Here is a 15390-nt window from a genome sequence, read left to right on the forward strand (position 1 = left end):
CGAGATCTCGTCCGGGGCCCATTCGGTACGGGCTCAGCGGGTGGCCGGCAGCCAGCCGTGCTGCACGGCCCGGACTCCGGCCTCGAAGCGGCTGCGCGCACCGAGCCGCTCGATGAGATCGGCGGCCAGCCGGCGCGAGGTGCGGGGCGAGACACCGAGCCGCTTGGCGATGGCGTCGTCGGTGTGGCCCTCGGCCAGCAGTCCGATGATGGTGGCCTCCTGCGGGCTCAGCCCGGCGGAGTCGCGGTGCGTGGCCTCGCCGAACGGCCTTGCCCCGGCCCAGACGTTCTCGAACAGCGCGCAGAGCGCGGTCAGCGTGCCGTGGCCGGTCAGCACCACCGCGCCGGCGGCGGTGTCCTGGCCGCTGACCGGGATCACGGCGGTGGTCCGGTCCACGATGATCATCCTGGTCGGCAGGGCGGGCGCCGTCCGGATCCGGCCGCCGCGCTCGGCGAGCCAGGCCACGTAGTCGACGGTGGGCTGGCTGTTGCGGACGCTGTCCAGGTAGACCGTCCGCATGAGGATGCCCCGGCCCAGCAGCGACTCGTTCAGCGGCCGGGCGGCCTCGATGCTCTCGGCGGTGTGCGCGCCGTCGGGAGCGAAGGTCATCACCTCGGTCCGCATCGCGCTGGTCAGCGAGGCCAGCCTGTCCCGGATCCGGTCGATGCCGACCAGTTGCTCGACCCCGGGGTGGTCCGTGGTCGGCCTGAGGTCGGAGTACTCCGCGATCAGCCGCGCCGCGGCGGCCCGGGAAGCCTCCACCCGGTGCTGCTGGGCCGCGAGCTCCGCCTGCTGGCGGGACATCAGGATCTCCATCCCGACGTCCGGCGAGACGGCCCGCAGCTCCCCCGGCCGCTCGTACGAGCCACGGATCAGGGCGAGTTCGCTGAGCGTGTCCAGCGCCTGCCGGACGGCCTCCTCGGTGAGTGCCGTCCACTCGGCCAGGCGCGCGACGCCTTCCTGCGGCCGGGCGAGCATGGCTCGGTAGACGGATTCCGCCGTGGCATCCAAACCGAGAGTGTCGAGCATGAAAAGTCCCCCGTAAGACCTGACAGATTGGTCCAGGATCGATCATGTCAGGTACGGGAACGGCTGCTCCAGAGTTTTTACTTGGACGGTTCCGGCCAAGGCCCGAACCGTCCTTCTACGCCCCCTATGCCAGCTGTGACGTCTTTGGGACCCTCGGCACCATGTATCTCGTTCACATCGGTCTGACTGCTTCGACCCCGACGGCGGAACTTCCCGCCGGCACCAGGGACTTGATTTCCTCGGTGGCACTGCCCCAGGAGCAGGTGGAGCACATCTCCGTGCACCCCCGCGCGAGCAGTCGGCCGGTGGTCGGGGTGTTCCTGCTGGCAGACCGCCTGGAGACGGCGGAGGCCCGGGCCGAGGCGCTGCTCCGACGCGCCGTCAGCTCCCTGCCGCCGCTGGCCGACTGGCGGGTCGGCTCGGCCGGCGCCCCCCTGGTGGCGCCCTTCTACGAGCAGCTGCTGACCGGCTCTGGCCCGGTTGGACGGATCAGGCCAGGGCCGTTTCCGTCCAGCTGACCGCTCTTCCGGGGGGCTCCGGGGTCGGCGAAGCTGATGCCTGTCGGCACGACACACCGCTCCTGGAGGAAGCCACCATGTCCCGTACCGCTCTCGCCAAGTTCGCCGCGGTCCTCGCCATCGCCTTCGCCGTCGCCGCGCCGGCCCTCTCCTCCGAAGCCGCCGGCTCCGCCGCCGCCCGGGTCACCGCATCCGACGTGCAGCCCGGCGACATGATCTGGCAGCAGCCGACCACCAGGTGAATTCCTGCTGCATCGCAGAAGTCGAATCGCCCCCGAACTTAGGAATGGACAGGGCCGCCACCCCGCCGAGGGGTAGCGGCCCTTCGGTGCGTCTCAGACCAGGCGGCGGGCGGTGGCCCAGCGGGTCAATTCGTGGCGGTTGCTCAGCTGGAGCTTGCGCAGCACTGCGGACACATGGCTCTCCACCGTCTTGACCGAGATGAAGAGCTGCTTGGCGATCTCCTTGTAGGCGTACCCGCGCGCGATCAGGCGCAGCACCTCGCGCTCGCGCTGGGTGAGGCGGTCCAGGTCCTCGTCCACCGGCGGGGTGTCGGTGGCGGCGAAGGCGTCGAGGACGAAGCCGGCCAGCCGGGGCGAGAAGACGGCGTCGCCGTCGGCGATCCGGAAGACCGCGTTGACCAGGTCGGTGCCGGTGATGGTCTTGGTGACGTACCCGCGGGCGCCGCCGCGGATCACCCCGATCACGTCCTCCGCCGCGTCGGAGACCGAGAGCGCGAGGAACTTCACCCCCGCGTCCCCCATCAGCGGCGCCGAGCGCCGCAGCACCTCGACCCCGCCGCCGCCGGGCAGGTGGACGTCGAGCAGCACCACGTCCGGCCTGGTCTCGGCCACCACCTGCACGGCCGACTCGACGTCGTCGGCCTCCCCCACCACGTCGATCCCGGTGATCTCGGTGCGCCCGATCTCGGCCCGCACCCCGGTGCGGAACATCCGGTGGTCGTCGACCAGCACCACGCGGGCGACCCGCTCGGGACCGGCCGAAACAGCCTCAGTCATCTGCCCTCTCCATCTCCAGCTCGACCTCGGTACCGCCGTCCGGCGCCGGCCGCACCCTCGCGGTGCCCCCGTTGCGCCTCATCCGGCCGATGATCGACTCGCGTACGCCCATCCGGTCCTCCGGCACGCTGTCCGGGTCGAAGCCGGGGCCGTGGTCGCGGACGAACACGGACACCGTCCGCCCCTCCACCTCGGCGTACACCTGGACCGGTCCCCCGCCACCGTACTTGGCCGCGTTGACCATCGCCTCCCTCGCGGCCTGCATCTGCGAGGCGATCCGCTCGTCCATCGGGCAGTCGCCGACGCAGACCAGCTCGACCGGCACCCCGTGCAGGTCCTCCACCTCGGCGACCACGGAGCGGATCCGCTCGGCCAGGGTGTCGGGCGCGGCCTCGGAGACGGCCTCCGGGCGGTAGAGCCACAGCCGCAGCTCGCGCTCCTGGGCGCGGGCCAGGCGCAGCACCTCCTTGGCGTCGTCGGCGTTGCGCTGGATCAGGGTCAGGGTGTGCAGCACCGAGTCGTGCACGTGGGCGGCGATCTCGGCCCGCTCCTGGGCCCGGATGCGGGCGGTGCGCTCGGCCCCGAGGTCCTGCCACAGGCGCAGCGCGTACGGGCCGACCAGCACCAGCACGCCGGCCAGCACCGCGAGCGCCGCCTCGAGCACGGAGCCCCAGGTGGAGTCGTTGCCCTGGAGGATCAGGAAGGCGACGATCCCGGCCACCACGAGCAGCACGCCCGCGCCGACGCGGGTGTACGCGGCCCGCCGCTTGGTGCCCTCCTCCAGGCCGAACCAGCGCTGCCAGCGTGAGTCGTCGGCCTGCCGCCAGACCAGTGCGACGCCGACCCCGATGGTCAGCAGCGGCCACACGTACGGCTTGGCGGGCTGGATGTGCAGGGCGCTGAGCAGCGCCATCAGGCCGATCACCAGCACCAGCAGGGCGGCGATCTGCCCGAGGCCGCCGCCGCCGCTCTCCGACGACGACGGGGAGCCGGCGCCCTCGCCGTGGAAGGTGCGCTGGGCGAGGTCGCGCAGCCGGTCGAGCCCCTGGCGCCGGCCGCCGGCCTTGCGCAGCTCGCCGAAGTCCGGCCCTTCGACGTCCCCTTGGACGAACCGCCCGTTGACGTACCGCCAGGGCCGGGCGCCGCCCACCGCGGGCTCGCCGATGCCGATCGGCACCACGAACCAGAACGCGGCGTACAGCAGCCCGCCGATGCCCTGGGCGAAGAACAGCAGGATGAAGGCGGCCCGCACCCAGAGCACCGGCAGCCCGAGGTGCAGCGCCAGGCCGTGCGCCACCCCGCCGAGCATCCGCCCGTGCGGGCTGCGGTACAGCCTGCGGTAGGGCAGGCCCGGCTCGTCGGCCGCGCCGCCCTCGCCCGACGGCCCGTCAGGCGCGGAGGGGGCGGGGGGTGCGGGGGGCTGGGGATCGGTTCCGGGGGCTGCCACGCCCCGATGGTCACACGCGGGCGGGCCCGCGCGCATCAGGGTCCGCCCCCGAGCTGCGTCTCAGGGTCGGTTCAGGGTCCGTCCCGGGCCCCAGGAGCTTGGGCGGAGCACCGGCGGACCGTCAGGATGGAGGCATGACGGACGACCAGACCACCAGCACGGCGGAGCAGCCCCCGGCGGCCCGCCCACCCCTCACCCGCAGCGACGAGCACCGCGTGGTGGCGGGGGTGTGCGGCGGCCTCGGCCGGCACCTGGACATCGACCCGGTGGTCTTCCGCGTCGTCACGGCGGTGCTCTGCCTCTCCGGCGGGCTCGGCCTCTTCCTGTACGGCCTGGGCTGGCTGATCGTGCCGCGCGAGCCGGCCGAGGGCCGGGAGGGCCGGACCGAGCTGCAGCGGGTGCTGACCGGGCGGGTGGACGGGCAGTCGGTGGGCGCGGTGCTGCTGACCGTGATCGGCACCGGGGTGTTCTTCTCCTCGATGGACGACGGCGGGCAGCTCTTCCCGCTGCTGCTGCTCTGCGGCCTGGTCTTCCTGGCCGTCCGGTACGACCCCGAGCGGCACCGCCGCCGCCGGCGCGGCCCGATGGGCGAGGCCTGGCACCAGCACGTGGACTGGCCGGCCTGGAAAGAGCAGCTGGCCCGTGACTTCAAGCCCGAGTGGGAGGGGTGGAAGGCCCATATGCAGGAGCAGATGCGCGCACAGCGGCAGGCCGAGGCGGAGCGCCCGGCGGACACTCCGCCGACCGGCCCCTCGGGGTACCTGTGGGATCCGCGCCACCCCGAGCGCAACCCGTACTCCGGCCACACCCCGCCGCCCGGCGCCCCGGCCGAGCCCTGGTGGAAGCGCACCGACCTCCCCGAGGGGGACCCGCTGCGCAAGGGCCCGGGCCCCGATCGGCCCGCTCCTCCGGCGGTGGCGAAGCCGCGCCGCCAGCACTCCTTCCTCGGCCCGCTCGGCCTGCTCCTGGGCGCCGGCGGCGGCGCGCTGGCCTGGGCCGCGACCGAACCGCACGGCGACGCCAAGCTCTCCACCGTGCTCGCGGCGGCCCTGCTCGGGCTCGCGGTGCCGCTGCTGATCGGCGCGAAGTTCGGCCGGGCGAAGGGGCTGACCCTCCCGGCGCTGGTGCTCACCGTCGCCCTGGCGGGCACCTTCGGGGTCCGGGACACCACCGTGGGCGAGGCCTTCGGGGACCGCTCCTGGGCACCGGTGACCGCCGCCGAGCTGCGGTCCGAGTACAGCCTGGGGGCCGGCGACCTGCGGCTGGACCTCTCCGGCCTGGCTCCGGCCGGGGCGACTCTGAGCACCACTGTCAGGCTCGGCGCCGGCGACGCGTACGTGACCGTCCCCAAGGACGTCACCACGCACGTGAAGGTCCGCAACGCGATCGGCGACGTGCGGCTGCCGAACGACAGCTCCAGCTCGGGCGTGGCCAACAACCGCGACTACACCCTCGGCCCGGCGGGCGGGCTGCCCGCCAAGGGCAACCTCGACCTCACCGTCTACGTCGGCATCGGCGACATCCACCTGGAGCAGGCCCTATGAGGAAGCACCCGCTCGACCTCTTCTCCCTGATCTCCGGCGCGTTCTTCGCCGTGATCGCCGTCCTCTACCTGGTCGCCTCGCTGAACGACCGGACGGTCAACGGCCACCTGGTGATCCCCGCCGCCTTCATCACCCTCGGCGGGGCCGGTCTGGCGGCCGCGGTGCTCGCGATGGCCCGCCGGGGACGGCGCTAGCGCTCGGCAGACGAGCCGGTGGCAACACCTGGGGGCGCGAGGAACTGCGCGAAGACGGAAGGGCACAGGTCGTCGCCTTCCGATCTCGCGCAGTTCCTCGCGCCCCTTGGTCGTGCAACTGACCCTGGAGCGGCGGAGCCGACCGGCCGTCAGGCCTGCTGTGCCCCCAGGTCGAGCTGGTCGCCGTTCTTGGTGACGGTGTACTTGGGGAGGGGCTTGGTGGCCGGGCCGTTGATCACGGCGCCGGTGGCGGCGTCGAAGCGGGAGCCGTGGCAGGGGCAGTAGAGCTTGCCGTCCTTGGGGGCGTCCACCGCGCAGCCGGAGTGGGTGCAGACGGAGGAGAGGCCGCAGTACTGCCCGGCCTTGGGCTGCACGATGTAGACCACGTCCCCCGAGGCCGGGTCCTTGACCTGGGCCGAGCCGCCGACCGGCACGCTCGCGGCGGCCACCGAGACCTTGGCGCCGCCGGAGCCGCCAGAGGCCGCCGTCGGCTGCGGCGCTGCCGAGGGGGCGGTGGCCGTGGTCTTCCTGGTCCGCCCGAAGGTGGCCGTCAGGGAGCCGGCCAGCAGCCCGGCCCCGCCGAGCGCGACCGCCGCGATCCCGCCGTCCATCACCGACCGCCGCCGGATGCCCTGCTCGCTCACGCCACGCGCCCGGTCCCGCTGGGCCCGCCGCGCGAGGTAGCCGTCCACCGAGAAGTACGGGGTGCCGGCCAGCAGCAGCGGCGTCCAGGCCATCAGGTACGGGAGGTCGTTGCCGAGGTAGTACGGGCTGATGTTCCAGCTGACGGTGAGCCAGAGCGTGAGATTGAGCAGCGCGCCCCCGGCCGCCGCGATCCGCCCCCACAGCCCGAACAGCGTCCCCAGGCCGACGGCCAGCTCGCCGAAGGCGATCAGCACGGCGAAGAAGGTCGGGTGGTCCAGTGCGGGCCCGAGCCCCCAGCCGATCGGGCTGTGCGCCTTGACGGCCTTGGTCTGCGCGTAGAAGGAGGCCTGGTCGGCGGCGCCCGCCAGGTAGTGCGCGTCGGAGAGCTTGTCGAAGGCGGCGTAGACGAAGGTCACCCCGAGGAAGAGCCGCAGCGGCAGCAGCGCGTACCGCGTGGCGGTCTCCCGCAGGACCTCGACCCCGCCCTGCTGCGAATCCCGTAGCCCCGCCGTCATGCCGTCCCCTTTGTCTCACGGCCCGTCATCCACTGACAGGTCCGGTCCGATTCTGCCCGTTCCCGGACGTGTTCCGTGCTCAAGGCGCCCGCACGGACAACCGCGCCGCCGCTCCCTCTGGTACGGGAACGGCGGCGCGGGTGTTCAGCTGCTTACGGGATCACTCCCACTCGATGGTGCCCGGGGGCTTGGAGGTGCAGTCGAGCACCACCCGGTTGACGTCCTTGACCTCGTTGGTGATCCGGGTCGAGATCTTCGCCAGCACCTCGTAGGGCAGGCGCGACCAGTCGGCCGTCATGGCGTCCTCGGAGGAGACCGGGCGCAGCACGATCGGGTGGCCGTAGGTACGGCCGTCGCCCTGGACGCCGACGCTGCGGACGTCGGCGAGCAGCACGACCGGGCACTGCCAGATCTCGCGGTCCAGGCCGGCCTTGGTCAGCTCCTCGCGGGCGATGGCGTCGGCCTCGCGGAGCAGGTCGAGCCGCTCCTTGGTGACCTCACCGACGATCCGGATGCCCAGGCCCGGGCCGGGGAACGGCTGGCGCTGGACGATCTCCTCCGGCAGGCCGAGCTCCTGGCCGACCATCCGGACCTCGTCCTTGAACAGCTTGCGCAGCGGCTCGACGAGCTCGAACTCGATGTCGTCGGGCAGGCCGCCGACGTTGTGGTGGGACTTGATGTTGGCGGTGCCGGTGCCGCCGCCGGACTCCACCACGTCCGGGTACAGGGTGCCCTGGACCAGGAAGCCGACGGCCGGGCCCTCGTCCGCGATGATCTCGGCCTGCGCCTGCTCGAAGACGCGGATGAACTCACGGCCGATGATCTTGCGCTTGGTCTCGGGGTCGGAGACCCCGGCCAGCGCGGTCAGGAAGCGCTCCTCGGCGTCCACGACCTTGAGCTTGACGCCGGTCGCGGCCACGAAGTCCTTCTCGACCTGCTCGGTCTCGCCCTTGCGCATCAGACCGTGGTCGACGTACACGCAGGTCAGCTGGTCGCCGATGGCGCGGGCCACGAGTGCCGCCGCGACGGCCGAGTCCACGCCGCCGGACAGGCCGCAGATGGCGCGCTTGTCGCCGACCTGCTCCTTGATCAGCGCGACCTGCTCGTCGACCACGTTGACGGTGGTCCAGGTCGGGGCGAGGCCGGCGCCGCGGTAGAGGAAGTGCTCCAGGATCTGCTGGCCGTGCGTGGAGTGCAGCACCTCGGGGTGGTACTGGACGCCGTACAGCTTCGCCTCGTCGTTCTCGAACGCGGCGACCGGCACCACGTCGGTGGAGGCGGTGACGGTGAAGCCCTCGGGGGCGGCGGAGCAGGCGTCGCCGTGCGACATCCAGACCGACTGCTCGGCGGGGGTGCCCTCGAAGAGGGTCGAGCCGGTCTTGCCGACGTGCAGCGGGGTGCGGCCGTACTCACGGGCACCGGAGTTGTCCACGGTGCCGCCGAGGGTGATGGCCATCAGCTGGAAGCCGTAGCACATGCCGAAGACCGGCACCCCGGCCTCGAAGATCGCGCGGTCCAGGCGCGGCGCGCCCTCCTCGTAGACCGAGGACGGGCCGCCGGAGAGGATGATCGCCTTCGGGTTCTTGGCGAGCATCTCGGCGACCGGCATGGAGCTGGGCACGATCTCGCTGTAGACCCGCGCCTCACGCACCCGACGGGCGATGAGCTGGGCGTACTGGGCACCGAAGTCGACGACGAGAACGGTGTCGAGTGCGGAGTGGTCGGGGGTAGCAGAGGTCACGGACGGCCTTCCGGCAGCGATCGGGAGGTGTCGCGCGCAGCCGGCCCTGGGGAGGCCGACGGCGGGTGACGGGTGGGGTCACCACCGATTCTACCGGGGTGGCCCGTACGTCCCGACTTCACCCGCTTGCCGTGCCCGCCCGCCGTGACCAGGGCCGACGGCCGCGCGTTGTTCCGGGCGGGCCGCACGGACGCGTCGCACCTCCCAGGTGCGGGCCGCGGGCGGGCGGACACCGAACCACGCGTGGACAACCTCTCTCAGTCCACCGGCGCACGTGGCGCTGCCGACTCCCTCACCGGGTGCGGCCCGCCGTGGGACCGTGCGCGGGTGCTGCGGCCGGCATGCAGGGGACAGCGGACCCGGCCGTGACTGGAACGAAGTGGGGGCGCGGCGGCGGCTCCCGGGGACGCCCGGGGCCCGTCGCCGCGCCGCCCCGACCCCTCACCTACTACGCTGCGTAGTCGTCGCCGCCCACCCGGCGCTGCGCCCACGAAGTGCGGCGGGCATGGTACGGCAGGACGGCCGCCAGAAATTGGACTGTGCCGAACTGCGTCGAATCGGTTGCACAGCAAGGCTTCCGTCCCCCACGATGCTGGGTACAGGCAGTCGCCCCACCCCGACCGAGCCCTCCGAGCGAGCACTGGTGACAACGGTTATCACCTCACGCTCAGTGAACCAGTGCCTCCATGAACCACTGTGACGAGACGGCGCTCATCCCCCGGCGCCGTCGCCCAGCACCCGGCGCAGCCCTGACGCCGCGTGCTGAACGACAAAGGGCCCCGTTTCCCCCGGCGGGGCCCTTTGCCCTGCCCCCGTCCGGGCTCGAGCGGGAATTCTGACTGATGATCATCTTCCGTTTCCCGCAAGGAAATTGACTTCAGAAAATCCTTGTTCACCGTTCCTCCGCATGGTTACGGTGGCGCTCATGGTCACCCCGCGCAAGGCACGGATGGTCCTCGCGATCCTGTCGTTGGCCGCCTTCATGGCCGGTCTGGATCTCTTCATCGTCAACGTCGCGTTCGCCGACATCGGCAAGGAGTTCAAGCAGTCCTCGCTGGCCGACCTTTCGTGGGTGCTCAACGCTTATGCGATCGTCTTCGCCGCCCTGCTCGTCCCGCTCGGGCGGCTGGCCGACCGCTTCGGGCGCAAGAACGGCTTCCTGTACGGAGTCGCGCTGTTCACGCTGGCCTCCGGGGCCTGCGCGGTGGCGACCTCGCTCTGGCAGCTGGTGCTCTTCCGGGTGCTCCAGGCCCTGGGCGCGGCCGCGCTGACCCCGGCCAGCCTCGGGCTGCTGCTGCACGTCTTCCCGCCCGAGAAGCGGGCCGCCGCCGTGCGGGTCTGGTCGGCCTCGGCCGCCCTGGCCGCCGCGGCCGGGCCGGTGTTCGGCGGGCTGCTGGTCAGCGCCTCCTGGCGCTGGGTCTTCCTGGTCAACCTGCCGATCGGCGTGCTCGCCCTGGCCGCCGCCGCCAAGCTGGTGCCGGACTCCCGGGACGAGCGCGTCGGCAAGGCGCCCGACCTGGTCGGCGCCGGTCTGCTGACCGCCGCCATCGGCCTGCTCGCCCTGGGGCTGGTCAAGGTCAACGACTGGCCCGGGGTGCGCACCACGCTGGTGCTGGCCGCCGCGGCCCTGGGTGTGGCGGCCTTCTGGCTCCGCTCGCGGCGCCACGAAGCCCCGGTGGTGGAGCCGGCCCTGCTGCGGCTGCGGGAGTTCAGCTGGGCCAACGTCGCGGTGCTGGCGTTCAGCGCCGGCTTCGCGGCCAACCTGCTCAGCGCCATCCTGTGGATGCAGAACGTCTGGCACTGGTCCGCACTGCGCACCGGGCTCGCGGTGGCTCCCGGGCCGCTGCTGGTGCCGGTCGCCGCCCTGCTGGCGGGCCGGTTCGCCGGGCGCGTCCCGGTCGGCCGGATCGCCGCGGCCGGCTGCCTGCTCTGCGGGGCCGGCGCACTGGCGATGGCCCTGATGGTCGGGCGTGAGCCGCACTACGCCACCGAGCTGCTGCCCGGCTGGCTGGTCGGCGGCGTGGGCGTGGGCCTGGCCCTGCCGACCATCCTGTCCACCGCCGCGGCCGGGCTCCCGGCCGAGCGGTTCTCCACCGGCAGCGCGGTCGTCAACATGAGCCGCCAGATCGGCAGCGTGCTCGGCATCAGCCTGCTGGTCGCCGTGATGGGCACGCCCCGGACGTACGACGACGCCCACCACGCGTACCTGGACACCTGCATCACCGTCGGCCTGTTCATGCTGCTCGGCGCCGCACCGGCGCTCGGCATGAGCCCCCGGCCGGCCCTCGACTCCCCCGCCTCGGTGGCCTCCGACACCGAGCTGCCCGTCCGGTAACACCCGCACCGCCGCACCACCCTCCCCGGCACCGCGCCCTACCGCACCACACCACCCGCACCGCGTCCCCCCGCACCACGGCACCGCCATGCCCGGCGTCACCGGCTGCCCCGCACGGCGCCGACGACCGGCCGGCCCGCCGTGGGCGGGCTCCCGCCTGCGGTCATTCCCTTCACGTGGAGAGGACCTTCACCATGAGCAACCTGCGCGTCGCCTTCGTCGACTGCCTGCCGGGCACCGTCCTGGCGGAGCAGCTGTCACTGGCCCGCTTCGGCGAGATCGCCGTCGACCGGGTCGAGCCCGCCGCCTTCGAGCGGTACCTGAACGAGCTGGCCCCCGACGCCGAGCTGGCCGTGGTCTACGCCGGCCACACCGGCGGCGGGCGGCCCGAGCTGGTCGAGAAGCTGCGGGCGAACGAGGCCCACGCCAAGACCCGGGCCTACGTGGTGGGCGCCGACGCGGCCGGGCCGGTGCCCTCCTGGGCCGAGGCGCTGGACATCGAGGACTTCGTCGCGGCCGCCGCCTTCGAGGGCTTCGGCCTCACCGACCGGGTCGACATCGGCCTGCGGGCGTACCACTCGCTGGCCCAGGACCAGCTGTACACCGACTTCTACCTGGACATGACCTACAACAAGATCTTCGACTGGTTCGAGACCACCCGGTGGGACTGGAAGGAGATCGACTTCGCGAGCCTGGACGCCGGCCTGCTCCAGGAGGACGAGATCGACTACCTCACCGAGGCCGCGATCATCGAGTTCGGCACCCTGCCGGGCGCGCACAACTTCCTGCGCGAGTGGGAGGGCGAGACCAGCTTCTCCTCCTGGGCCCTGATGTGGGGCGCCGAGGAGGCCCGGCACTCGCTGGTCCAGGCCCGCTACCTGGACCGGATCGGGGTGAAGATCCGCTCCAAGCACGCCCTCTACAAGCGCGAGCCCTACCCGATGGGCTCGACCCAGGCGGGCACCCTGATGATGAACATCATCTCCGAGGCCCGCGCCGCCGAGCTCTACCAGCGCCTGGCCGCCGACACCAAGGAGCCGGTGATCAAGCGGATCTGGAAGCTGCTCGGCCGCGACGAGTCCCGGCACGCGCGCGCCTTCTACGTCTTCAGCCAGGAGCTGTGCGACGGGCGGGTCGAGAACCAGGTCGAGGCGCTGAAGATGGCCTACGTCTGGCTGGCCGACCGCAGCGAGGGCCTCAAGCACCCGGCCGGGCACTTCTACCCGCACTCCACCTCCGCCAAGGGCATCCGGCGGATCGAGACCATCCAGGCCGGCGCCACCGACGCCGCCGACGCCAAGGTGCTCGCGATGGTCCGCCGCCTCGCCGAGGACGACTCGATCGAGAACTCCCGCGACATCAAGCGCAAGCTGCGCTCGCTGGTGTGACCAGGACTTCGACCGACCACGAGGAGATCGGCGTGCCCGAATCCCTGACCGCGGAGGCGGTCTCCAACTGCTTCGGCTGCGCCCCGAAGAACCCGATCGGCCTGCGGCTGGTCATCGAGCCCGAGGGCGAGGGCTACCGGGCGAGCGTCAAGCTCGGGGCCGACTACGAGTCCTTCCCCGGCGTCGTCCACGGCGGCATCGTGGCCGCCGTGCTGGACGAACTGCTCGCCCAGGCGGTCTACCGCTCGGGCCGCACCTCGGCCTTCACCGCCGGGCTGCGCATCCGCTACGCCCAACCCATGCGCACCGACACCGAGTACCTGGTCAGTGCCGAGACCACCGTCCGGGCGGACGAGTCCGTCCGCGCCACCGGCCGGATCGAGCAGGCCGACGGGGGCCTGGTCGCCGCCGCCGACGGCACCTTCTACCTGCTCACCGACGAGGTGCTGGACGCCTCCGAGGACCGGCTGCCCACCGGCCTGGCCCAGGCCCTGCGCAGCTCCAACCAGTCGTGACCATCCGCGTCTCACCAGGGGGAAGTTCCATGAGTACCGACCAGCACAGCACCGAGCAGCAGGTCACCGAGATCATCGCCGCCGAACTCGGCATCCCGGCCGAGCAGATCACCGCCGACTCCCACTTCCGCGAGCTGCCGGGCGTCGACTCGATGCGGGTGCTGCAGATCATCCTGAAGACGGAGAAGGCCTTCGACATCGAGATCGAGGCCGACGTCACCTTCCGCATCCAGACCGTCGGCGAGTACCGGGCGCTGGTGCGCGAGCTGGCCGGCGAGCTCGACCGTGAGGGTGCTGCGGCCTCATGAGCCTGACCGACGCGCTGCGGTCCGTGGCCGACCGCGACACCGGACGCGCCCTGCGGGTCTTCCGCGGCGGCAAGGAGACCGAGCGGGTCGGTTTCGCCCAACTCCATCTCGAAGCAGGTCAGTTGGCCTGCGGCTTGCTGGAGCGCGGAGTCGGGCGCGGGGAGCGGGTGGGCCTCGCCCTGCCGACCTCGCCCGACTTCGCCCGCGCCTTCTTCGGCGTGCTCGCGGCGGGCGCCGTGCCGGTGCCGCTGCCCCCGCCGATCCGCTTCGCCCCGCTCGAGGTCTACGCCCACCGGATCGGCCTGGCGATGCGGCAGTCCCGGGTCGAGCGGGTGCTCACCGAGGGCGTGCTGGCCGAGCTGCTCGGGCCCCTGCTGCCCCAGGAGCAGGGCCGGTTCACCGTGCTCGACGTGGGCTCCTGCCGGGCCGGCGCCCCCGAGTACGTCCCGGTGCCCGAGGATGCGCCCGCGCTGATCCAGTACACCTCCGGCACCAGCTCGGCCCCCAAGGGGGTGATCCTCAGCCACGCCAACCTGCGGGCCAACATCGACGCGATCGTGGCCGGCCTCGGCGTCACCGAGCAGGACGTGAGCGGCAGTTGGCTGCCGCTCTTCCACGACATGGGCCTGATCGGGATGTTCCTCACCCCGGTGCTGAACGACATCGAGACCTTCCTCCAGCCGCCGGAGGACTTCCTGCGCGACCCGGGCCGCTGGCTGCGGATCATCAGCGAGCACGGCGTCACCATCAGCACCGCCCCCAACTCCGGCTACCTGCACGCCCTGCACAAGACCGGCCCCGAGCAGGTCGCGGAGTACGACCTCTCCCGCTGGCGCCTCGCACTCAACGGCGCCGAGGCGGTCGACACCGCCCTGCTGCGCCGCTTCTCGGCCCACTTCGCCCCCGCGGGCTTCCGGCCCGAGGCCTTCCTGCCGGTCTACGGCCTGGCCGAGGGCTCGCTGGCCGTCACCTTCCCGCCGGTCGGCCGGGCCGTACGCACCCTGCTGGTCGACCGCGAGGCGCTCGCCGAAGGCACCGTCGCCGAGAGCCAGGAGCCGGACGGTGCACGGGAGTTGGCCTCGGTCGGGGTACCGGTCGACGGCACCGAGCTGCGACTGGTCGACCCCTCGGGCGCCCCGCTCGCCGCCGAGCCGGCCGTCGGCTCGATCCAGATCCGGGGCGCCTCGGTGACCAGCGGCTACGAGGACGGCTCCACCGCCGGAGCCGACGGCTGGGTGGACACCGGGGACTTGGGCTTCCGCCACGACGGTGAACTCTTCGTCGTGGGGCGGACGAAGGAGATGGTCATCGTCTTCGGCCGCAACTACTACGCCGCCGACATCGAGGCGCTGGCCGCCGGCTGCCCGGGCGCCGTCCCCGACGGAGTGCTGGCCGCCGGAATACCCTTCGAGGACGGAGAAGGGTTGGTAGTGTTCGTGGAGACCCGCGAGACGGCGCCCGAAGCCCGCAACACCCTTGCCGACCAAGTGCGTTACGCCGTCTCGAGCACTCTCGGCATCGCCCCCCGCGCCGTGCTCCCGGTCCGCAAGGGCCGCCTGCCCCGGACGTCCAGCGGCAAGCTGCGGCGCCACGGCTACCAGGCCCTCTACGAGCAGTACGCCGCGCCAGCCCACCCCGCCACGGAGTCGTAGATGAGCGAACAGCCCACGTCTGCCCAGGAGTTGACCGCCGTCCAGCGCGAGGAGCTGCTGCGCCGCTCCTGGATGGCCACCGACGGCCTCTGGTTCTACCAGACCGCGATGGCCAAGGGCGTCGACGGCGCGAACGAGGCGAACATCCAGGTGGTCCGCGAGTTCGGCCGCCAGGAGATGCTGCGCCTGATGCGCTCCCTCGGCGTCGAGAAGGTCGAGACGGCCGAGCAGTACCGCGCACTGTACGACGCGGCCGTCGAGCTCTACCTCGGCTCGCTGTTCTCCGCCCGGGACAGTTTCGAGGAGACGGCCGAGGGCACCGACCACACCGTGCAGGTCGACACCTGCTTCGCCCACAAGGGCGTCGAGCGGGCGGGCATCGCCAAGGAGTACCACTGCGGCCCGGGCGAGCGGCTGACCGGCTGGCTGCAGGCGATGGAGCTGCCGGCCGCCCTGGAGCCCGGTGTCGGCCTCTGCCAGAAGGCCCACACCGGGTCCTGCTCCTACCTGCTCCGGATCACCCTGCCCGCGTCCTGACCC

The 15390-nt window shown here is 72.4% G+C and carries 15 protein-coding genes and 1 pseudogene; 10 read left to right on the forward strand and 6 right to left on the reverse strand.

Annotated elements, in window-relative coordinates; genetic code table 11:
- Nucleotides 1-33: 33 nt before the first annotated feature.
- Nucleotides 34-1029 (reverse strand): helix-turn-helix transcriptional regulator, encoded by a 996-nt coding sequence (locus tag ABT095_RS09120; RefSeq protein ID WP_350528666.1) that lies wholly within the window; start codon nt 1027-1029, stop codon nt 34-36.
- Between the two features lie 161 nt (nt 1030-1190).
- Here ABT095_RS09120 and ABT095_RS09125 point away from each other — a divergent pair, with 161 nt between their 5' ends.
- Together ABT095_RS09125 and ABT095_RS09130 are read left to right on the forward strand one after the other, a co-directional pair.
- Nucleotides 1191-1547: a hypothetical protein gene (locus ABT095_RS09125; protein WP_350528667.1), complete on the forward strand. Its 357-nt coding sequence runs from the start codon at nt 1191-1193 to the stop codon at nt 1545-1547.
- Nucleotides 1548-1624: 77 nt separating this feature from the next.
- Nucleotides 1625-1789: a hypothetical protein gene (locus ABT095_RS09130; RefSeq protein WP_350528668.1), complete on the forward strand. Its 165-nt coding sequence runs from the start codon at nt 1625-1627 to the stop codon at nt 1787-1789.
- Nucleotides 1790-1882: 93 nt separating this feature from the next.
- On the opposite strand, the gene ABT095_RS09135 is transcribed toward ABT095_RS09130, so the two are convergent.
- Nucleotides 1883-2566 (reverse strand): LuxR C-terminal-related transcriptional regulator, encoded by a 684-nt coding sequence (locus ABT095_RS09135; RefSeq protein WP_350528669.1) that lies wholly within the window; start codon nt 2564-2566, stop codon nt 1883-1885.
- Nucleotides 2559-3914, reverse strand: coding sequence for an ATP-binding protein (locus ABT095_RS09140; RefSeq protein WP_350528715.1), 1356 nt, complete (start codon nt 3912-3914; stop codon nt 2559-2561). The genes ABT095_RS09135 and ABT095_RS09140 overlap by 8 nt, the downstream gene beginning before the upstream one ends.
- Nucleotides 3915-4147: 233 nt before the next feature.
- Between ABT095_RS09140 and ABT095_RS09145 the strand changes: the two genes are divergently transcribed.
- Together ABT095_RS09145 and ABT095_RS09150 are read left to right on the forward strand one after the other, a co-directional pair.
- Entirely contained in the window at nt 4148-5557 is a 1410-nt protein-coding gene (locus ABT095_RS09145; protein WP_350528670.1) for a PspC domain-containing protein, read from the forward strand.
- Nucleotides 5554-5751, forward strand: coding sequence for a hypothetical protein (locus ABT095_RS09150; protein ID WP_350528671.1), 198 nt, complete (start codon nt 5554-5556; stop codon nt 5749-5751). Before ABT095_RS09145 ends, ABT095_RS09150 begins: the two co-directional genes overlap by 4 nt.
- A 149-nt stretch (nt 5752-5900) precedes the next feature.
- Here the strand turns inward: ABT095_RS09150 and ABT095_RS38840 are convergent, their stop codons facing one another.
- From ABT095_RS38840 to guaA, 3 genes and pseudogenes are all read right to left on the reverse strand, one after another.
- The gene (locus ABT095_RS38840; RefSeq protein WP_502884844.1) at nt 5901-6362 is read right to left on the reverse strand and encodes a QcrA and Rieske domain-containing protein; all 462 of its coding nucleotides are present in this window, start codon (nt 6360-6362) and stop codon (nt 5901-5903) included.
- Nucleotides 6363-6410: 48 nt separating this feature from the next.
- Nucleotides 6411-6911: pseudogene (locus ABT095_RS38845) on the reverse strand (DoxX family protein); the annotation flags it as partial.
- Between the two features lie 160 nt (nt 6912-7071).
- Nucleotides 7072-8652, reverse strand: coding sequence for a glutamine-hydrolyzing GMP synthase (gene guaA, locus ABT095_RS09160; protein WP_350528673.1), 1581 nt, complete (start codon nt 8650-8652; stop codon nt 7072-7074).
- A 925-nt stretch (nt 8653-9577) separates the two neighbouring features.
- Between guaA and ABT095_RS09165 the strand changes: the two genes are divergently transcribed.
- The 6 genes from ABT095_RS09165 (at nt 9578) to ABT095_RS09190 (ending at nt 15387) form a co-directional block, all read left to right on the forward strand.
- Nucleotides 9578-10987, forward strand: a complete 1410-nt coding sequence (locus tag ABT095_RS09165) for an MFS transporter (RefSeq protein ID WP_350528674.1) — start codon at nt 9578-9580, stop codon at nt 10985-10987.
- A 194-nt stretch (nt 10988-11181) separates the two neighbouring features.
- Nucleotides 11182-12375 (forward strand): ferritin-like domain-containing protein, encoded by a 1194-nt coding sequence (locus tag ABT095_RS09170; RefSeq protein ID WP_350528675.1) that lies wholly within the window; start codon nt 11182-11184, stop codon nt 12373-12375.
- Nucleotides 12372-12890: a PaaI family thioesterase gene (locus ABT095_RS09175; protein WP_350528676.1), complete on the forward strand. Its 519-nt coding sequence runs from the start codon at nt 12372-12374 to the stop codon at nt 12888-12890. Before ABT095_RS09170 ends, ABT095_RS09175 begins: the two co-directional genes overlap by 4 nt.
- A gap of 29 nt (nt 12891-12919) precedes the next feature.
- On the forward strand, nt 12920-13198 hold the full coding sequence (locus ABT095_RS09180) for an acyl carrier protein (protein ID WP_350528677.1): 279 nt from the start codon (nt 12920-12922) through the stop codon (nt 13196-13198).
- Nucleotides 13195-14850, forward strand: a complete 1656-nt coding sequence (locus tag ABT095_RS09185) for a fatty acyl-AMP ligase (RefSeq protein ID WP_350528678.1) — start codon at nt 13195-13197, stop codon at nt 14848-14850. Before ABT095_RS09180 ends, ABT095_RS09185 begins: the two co-directional genes overlap by 4 nt.
- Complete coding sequence (locus ABT095_RS09190) at nt 14851-15387, forward strand: hypothetical protein (RefSeq protein WP_350528679.1); 537 nt, start codon at nt 14851-14853, stop codon at nt 15385-15387.
- Nucleotides 15388-15390: the final 3 nt, after the last annotated feature.

The organism is Kitasatospora sp. NPDC002227, from assembly GCF_040296285.1.
Lineage (GTDB): Bacteria > Actinomycetota > Actinomycetes > Streptomycetales > Streptomycetaceae > Kitasatospora.

Coding starts and splice junctions, on each gene's coding strand:
- ABT095_RS09165 (WP_350528674.1), top strand. CDS start 9,578: ATGGTCACCCCGCGCAAGGCACGGATGGTCCTCGCGATCCTGTCGTTG.
- ABT095_RS09125 (WP_350528667.1), top strand. CDS start 1,191: ATGTATCTCGTTCACATCGGTCTGACTGCTTCGACCCCGACGGCGGAA.
- ABT095_RS09190 (WP_350528679.1), top strand. CDS start 14,851: ATGAGCGAACAGCCCACGTCTGCCCAGGAGTTGACCGCCGTCCAGCGC.
- ABT095_RS09130 (WP_350528668.1), top strand. CDS start 1,625: ATGTCCCGTACCGCTCTCGCCAAGTTCGCCGCGGTCCTCGCCATCGCC.
- ABT095_RS09135 (WP_350528669.1), bottom strand. CDS start 2,566: ATGACTGAGGCTGTTTCGGCCGGTCCCGAGCGGGTCGCCCGCGTGGTG.
- ABT095_RS09145 (WP_350528670.1), top strand. CDS start 4,148: ATGACGGACGACCAGACCACCAGCACGGCGGAGCAGCCCCCGGCGGCC.
- ABT095_RS38840 (WP_502884844.1), bottom strand. CDS start 6,362: ATGGACGGCGGGATCGCGGCGGTCGCGCTCGGCGGGGCCGGGCTGCTG.
- ABT095_RS09180 (WP_350528677.1), top strand. CDS start 12,920: ATGAGTACCGACCAGCACAGCACCGAGCAGCAGGTCACCGAGATCATC.
- ABT095_RS09150 (WP_350528671.1), top strand. CDS start 5,554: ATGAGGAAGCACCCGCTCGACCTCTTCTCCCTGATCTCCGGCGCGTTC.
- ABT095_RS09120 (WP_350528666.1), bottom strand. CDS start 1,029: ATGCTCGACACTCTCGGTTTGGATGCCACGGCGGAATCCGTCTACCGA.
- ABT095_RS09170 (WP_350528675.1), top strand. CDS start 11,182: ATGAGCAACCTGCGCGTCGCCTTCGTCGACTGCCTGCCGGGCACCGTC.
- ABT095_RS09185 (WP_350528678.1), top strand. CDS start 13,195: ATGAGCCTGACCGACGCGCTGCGGTCCGTGGCCGACCGCGACACCGGA.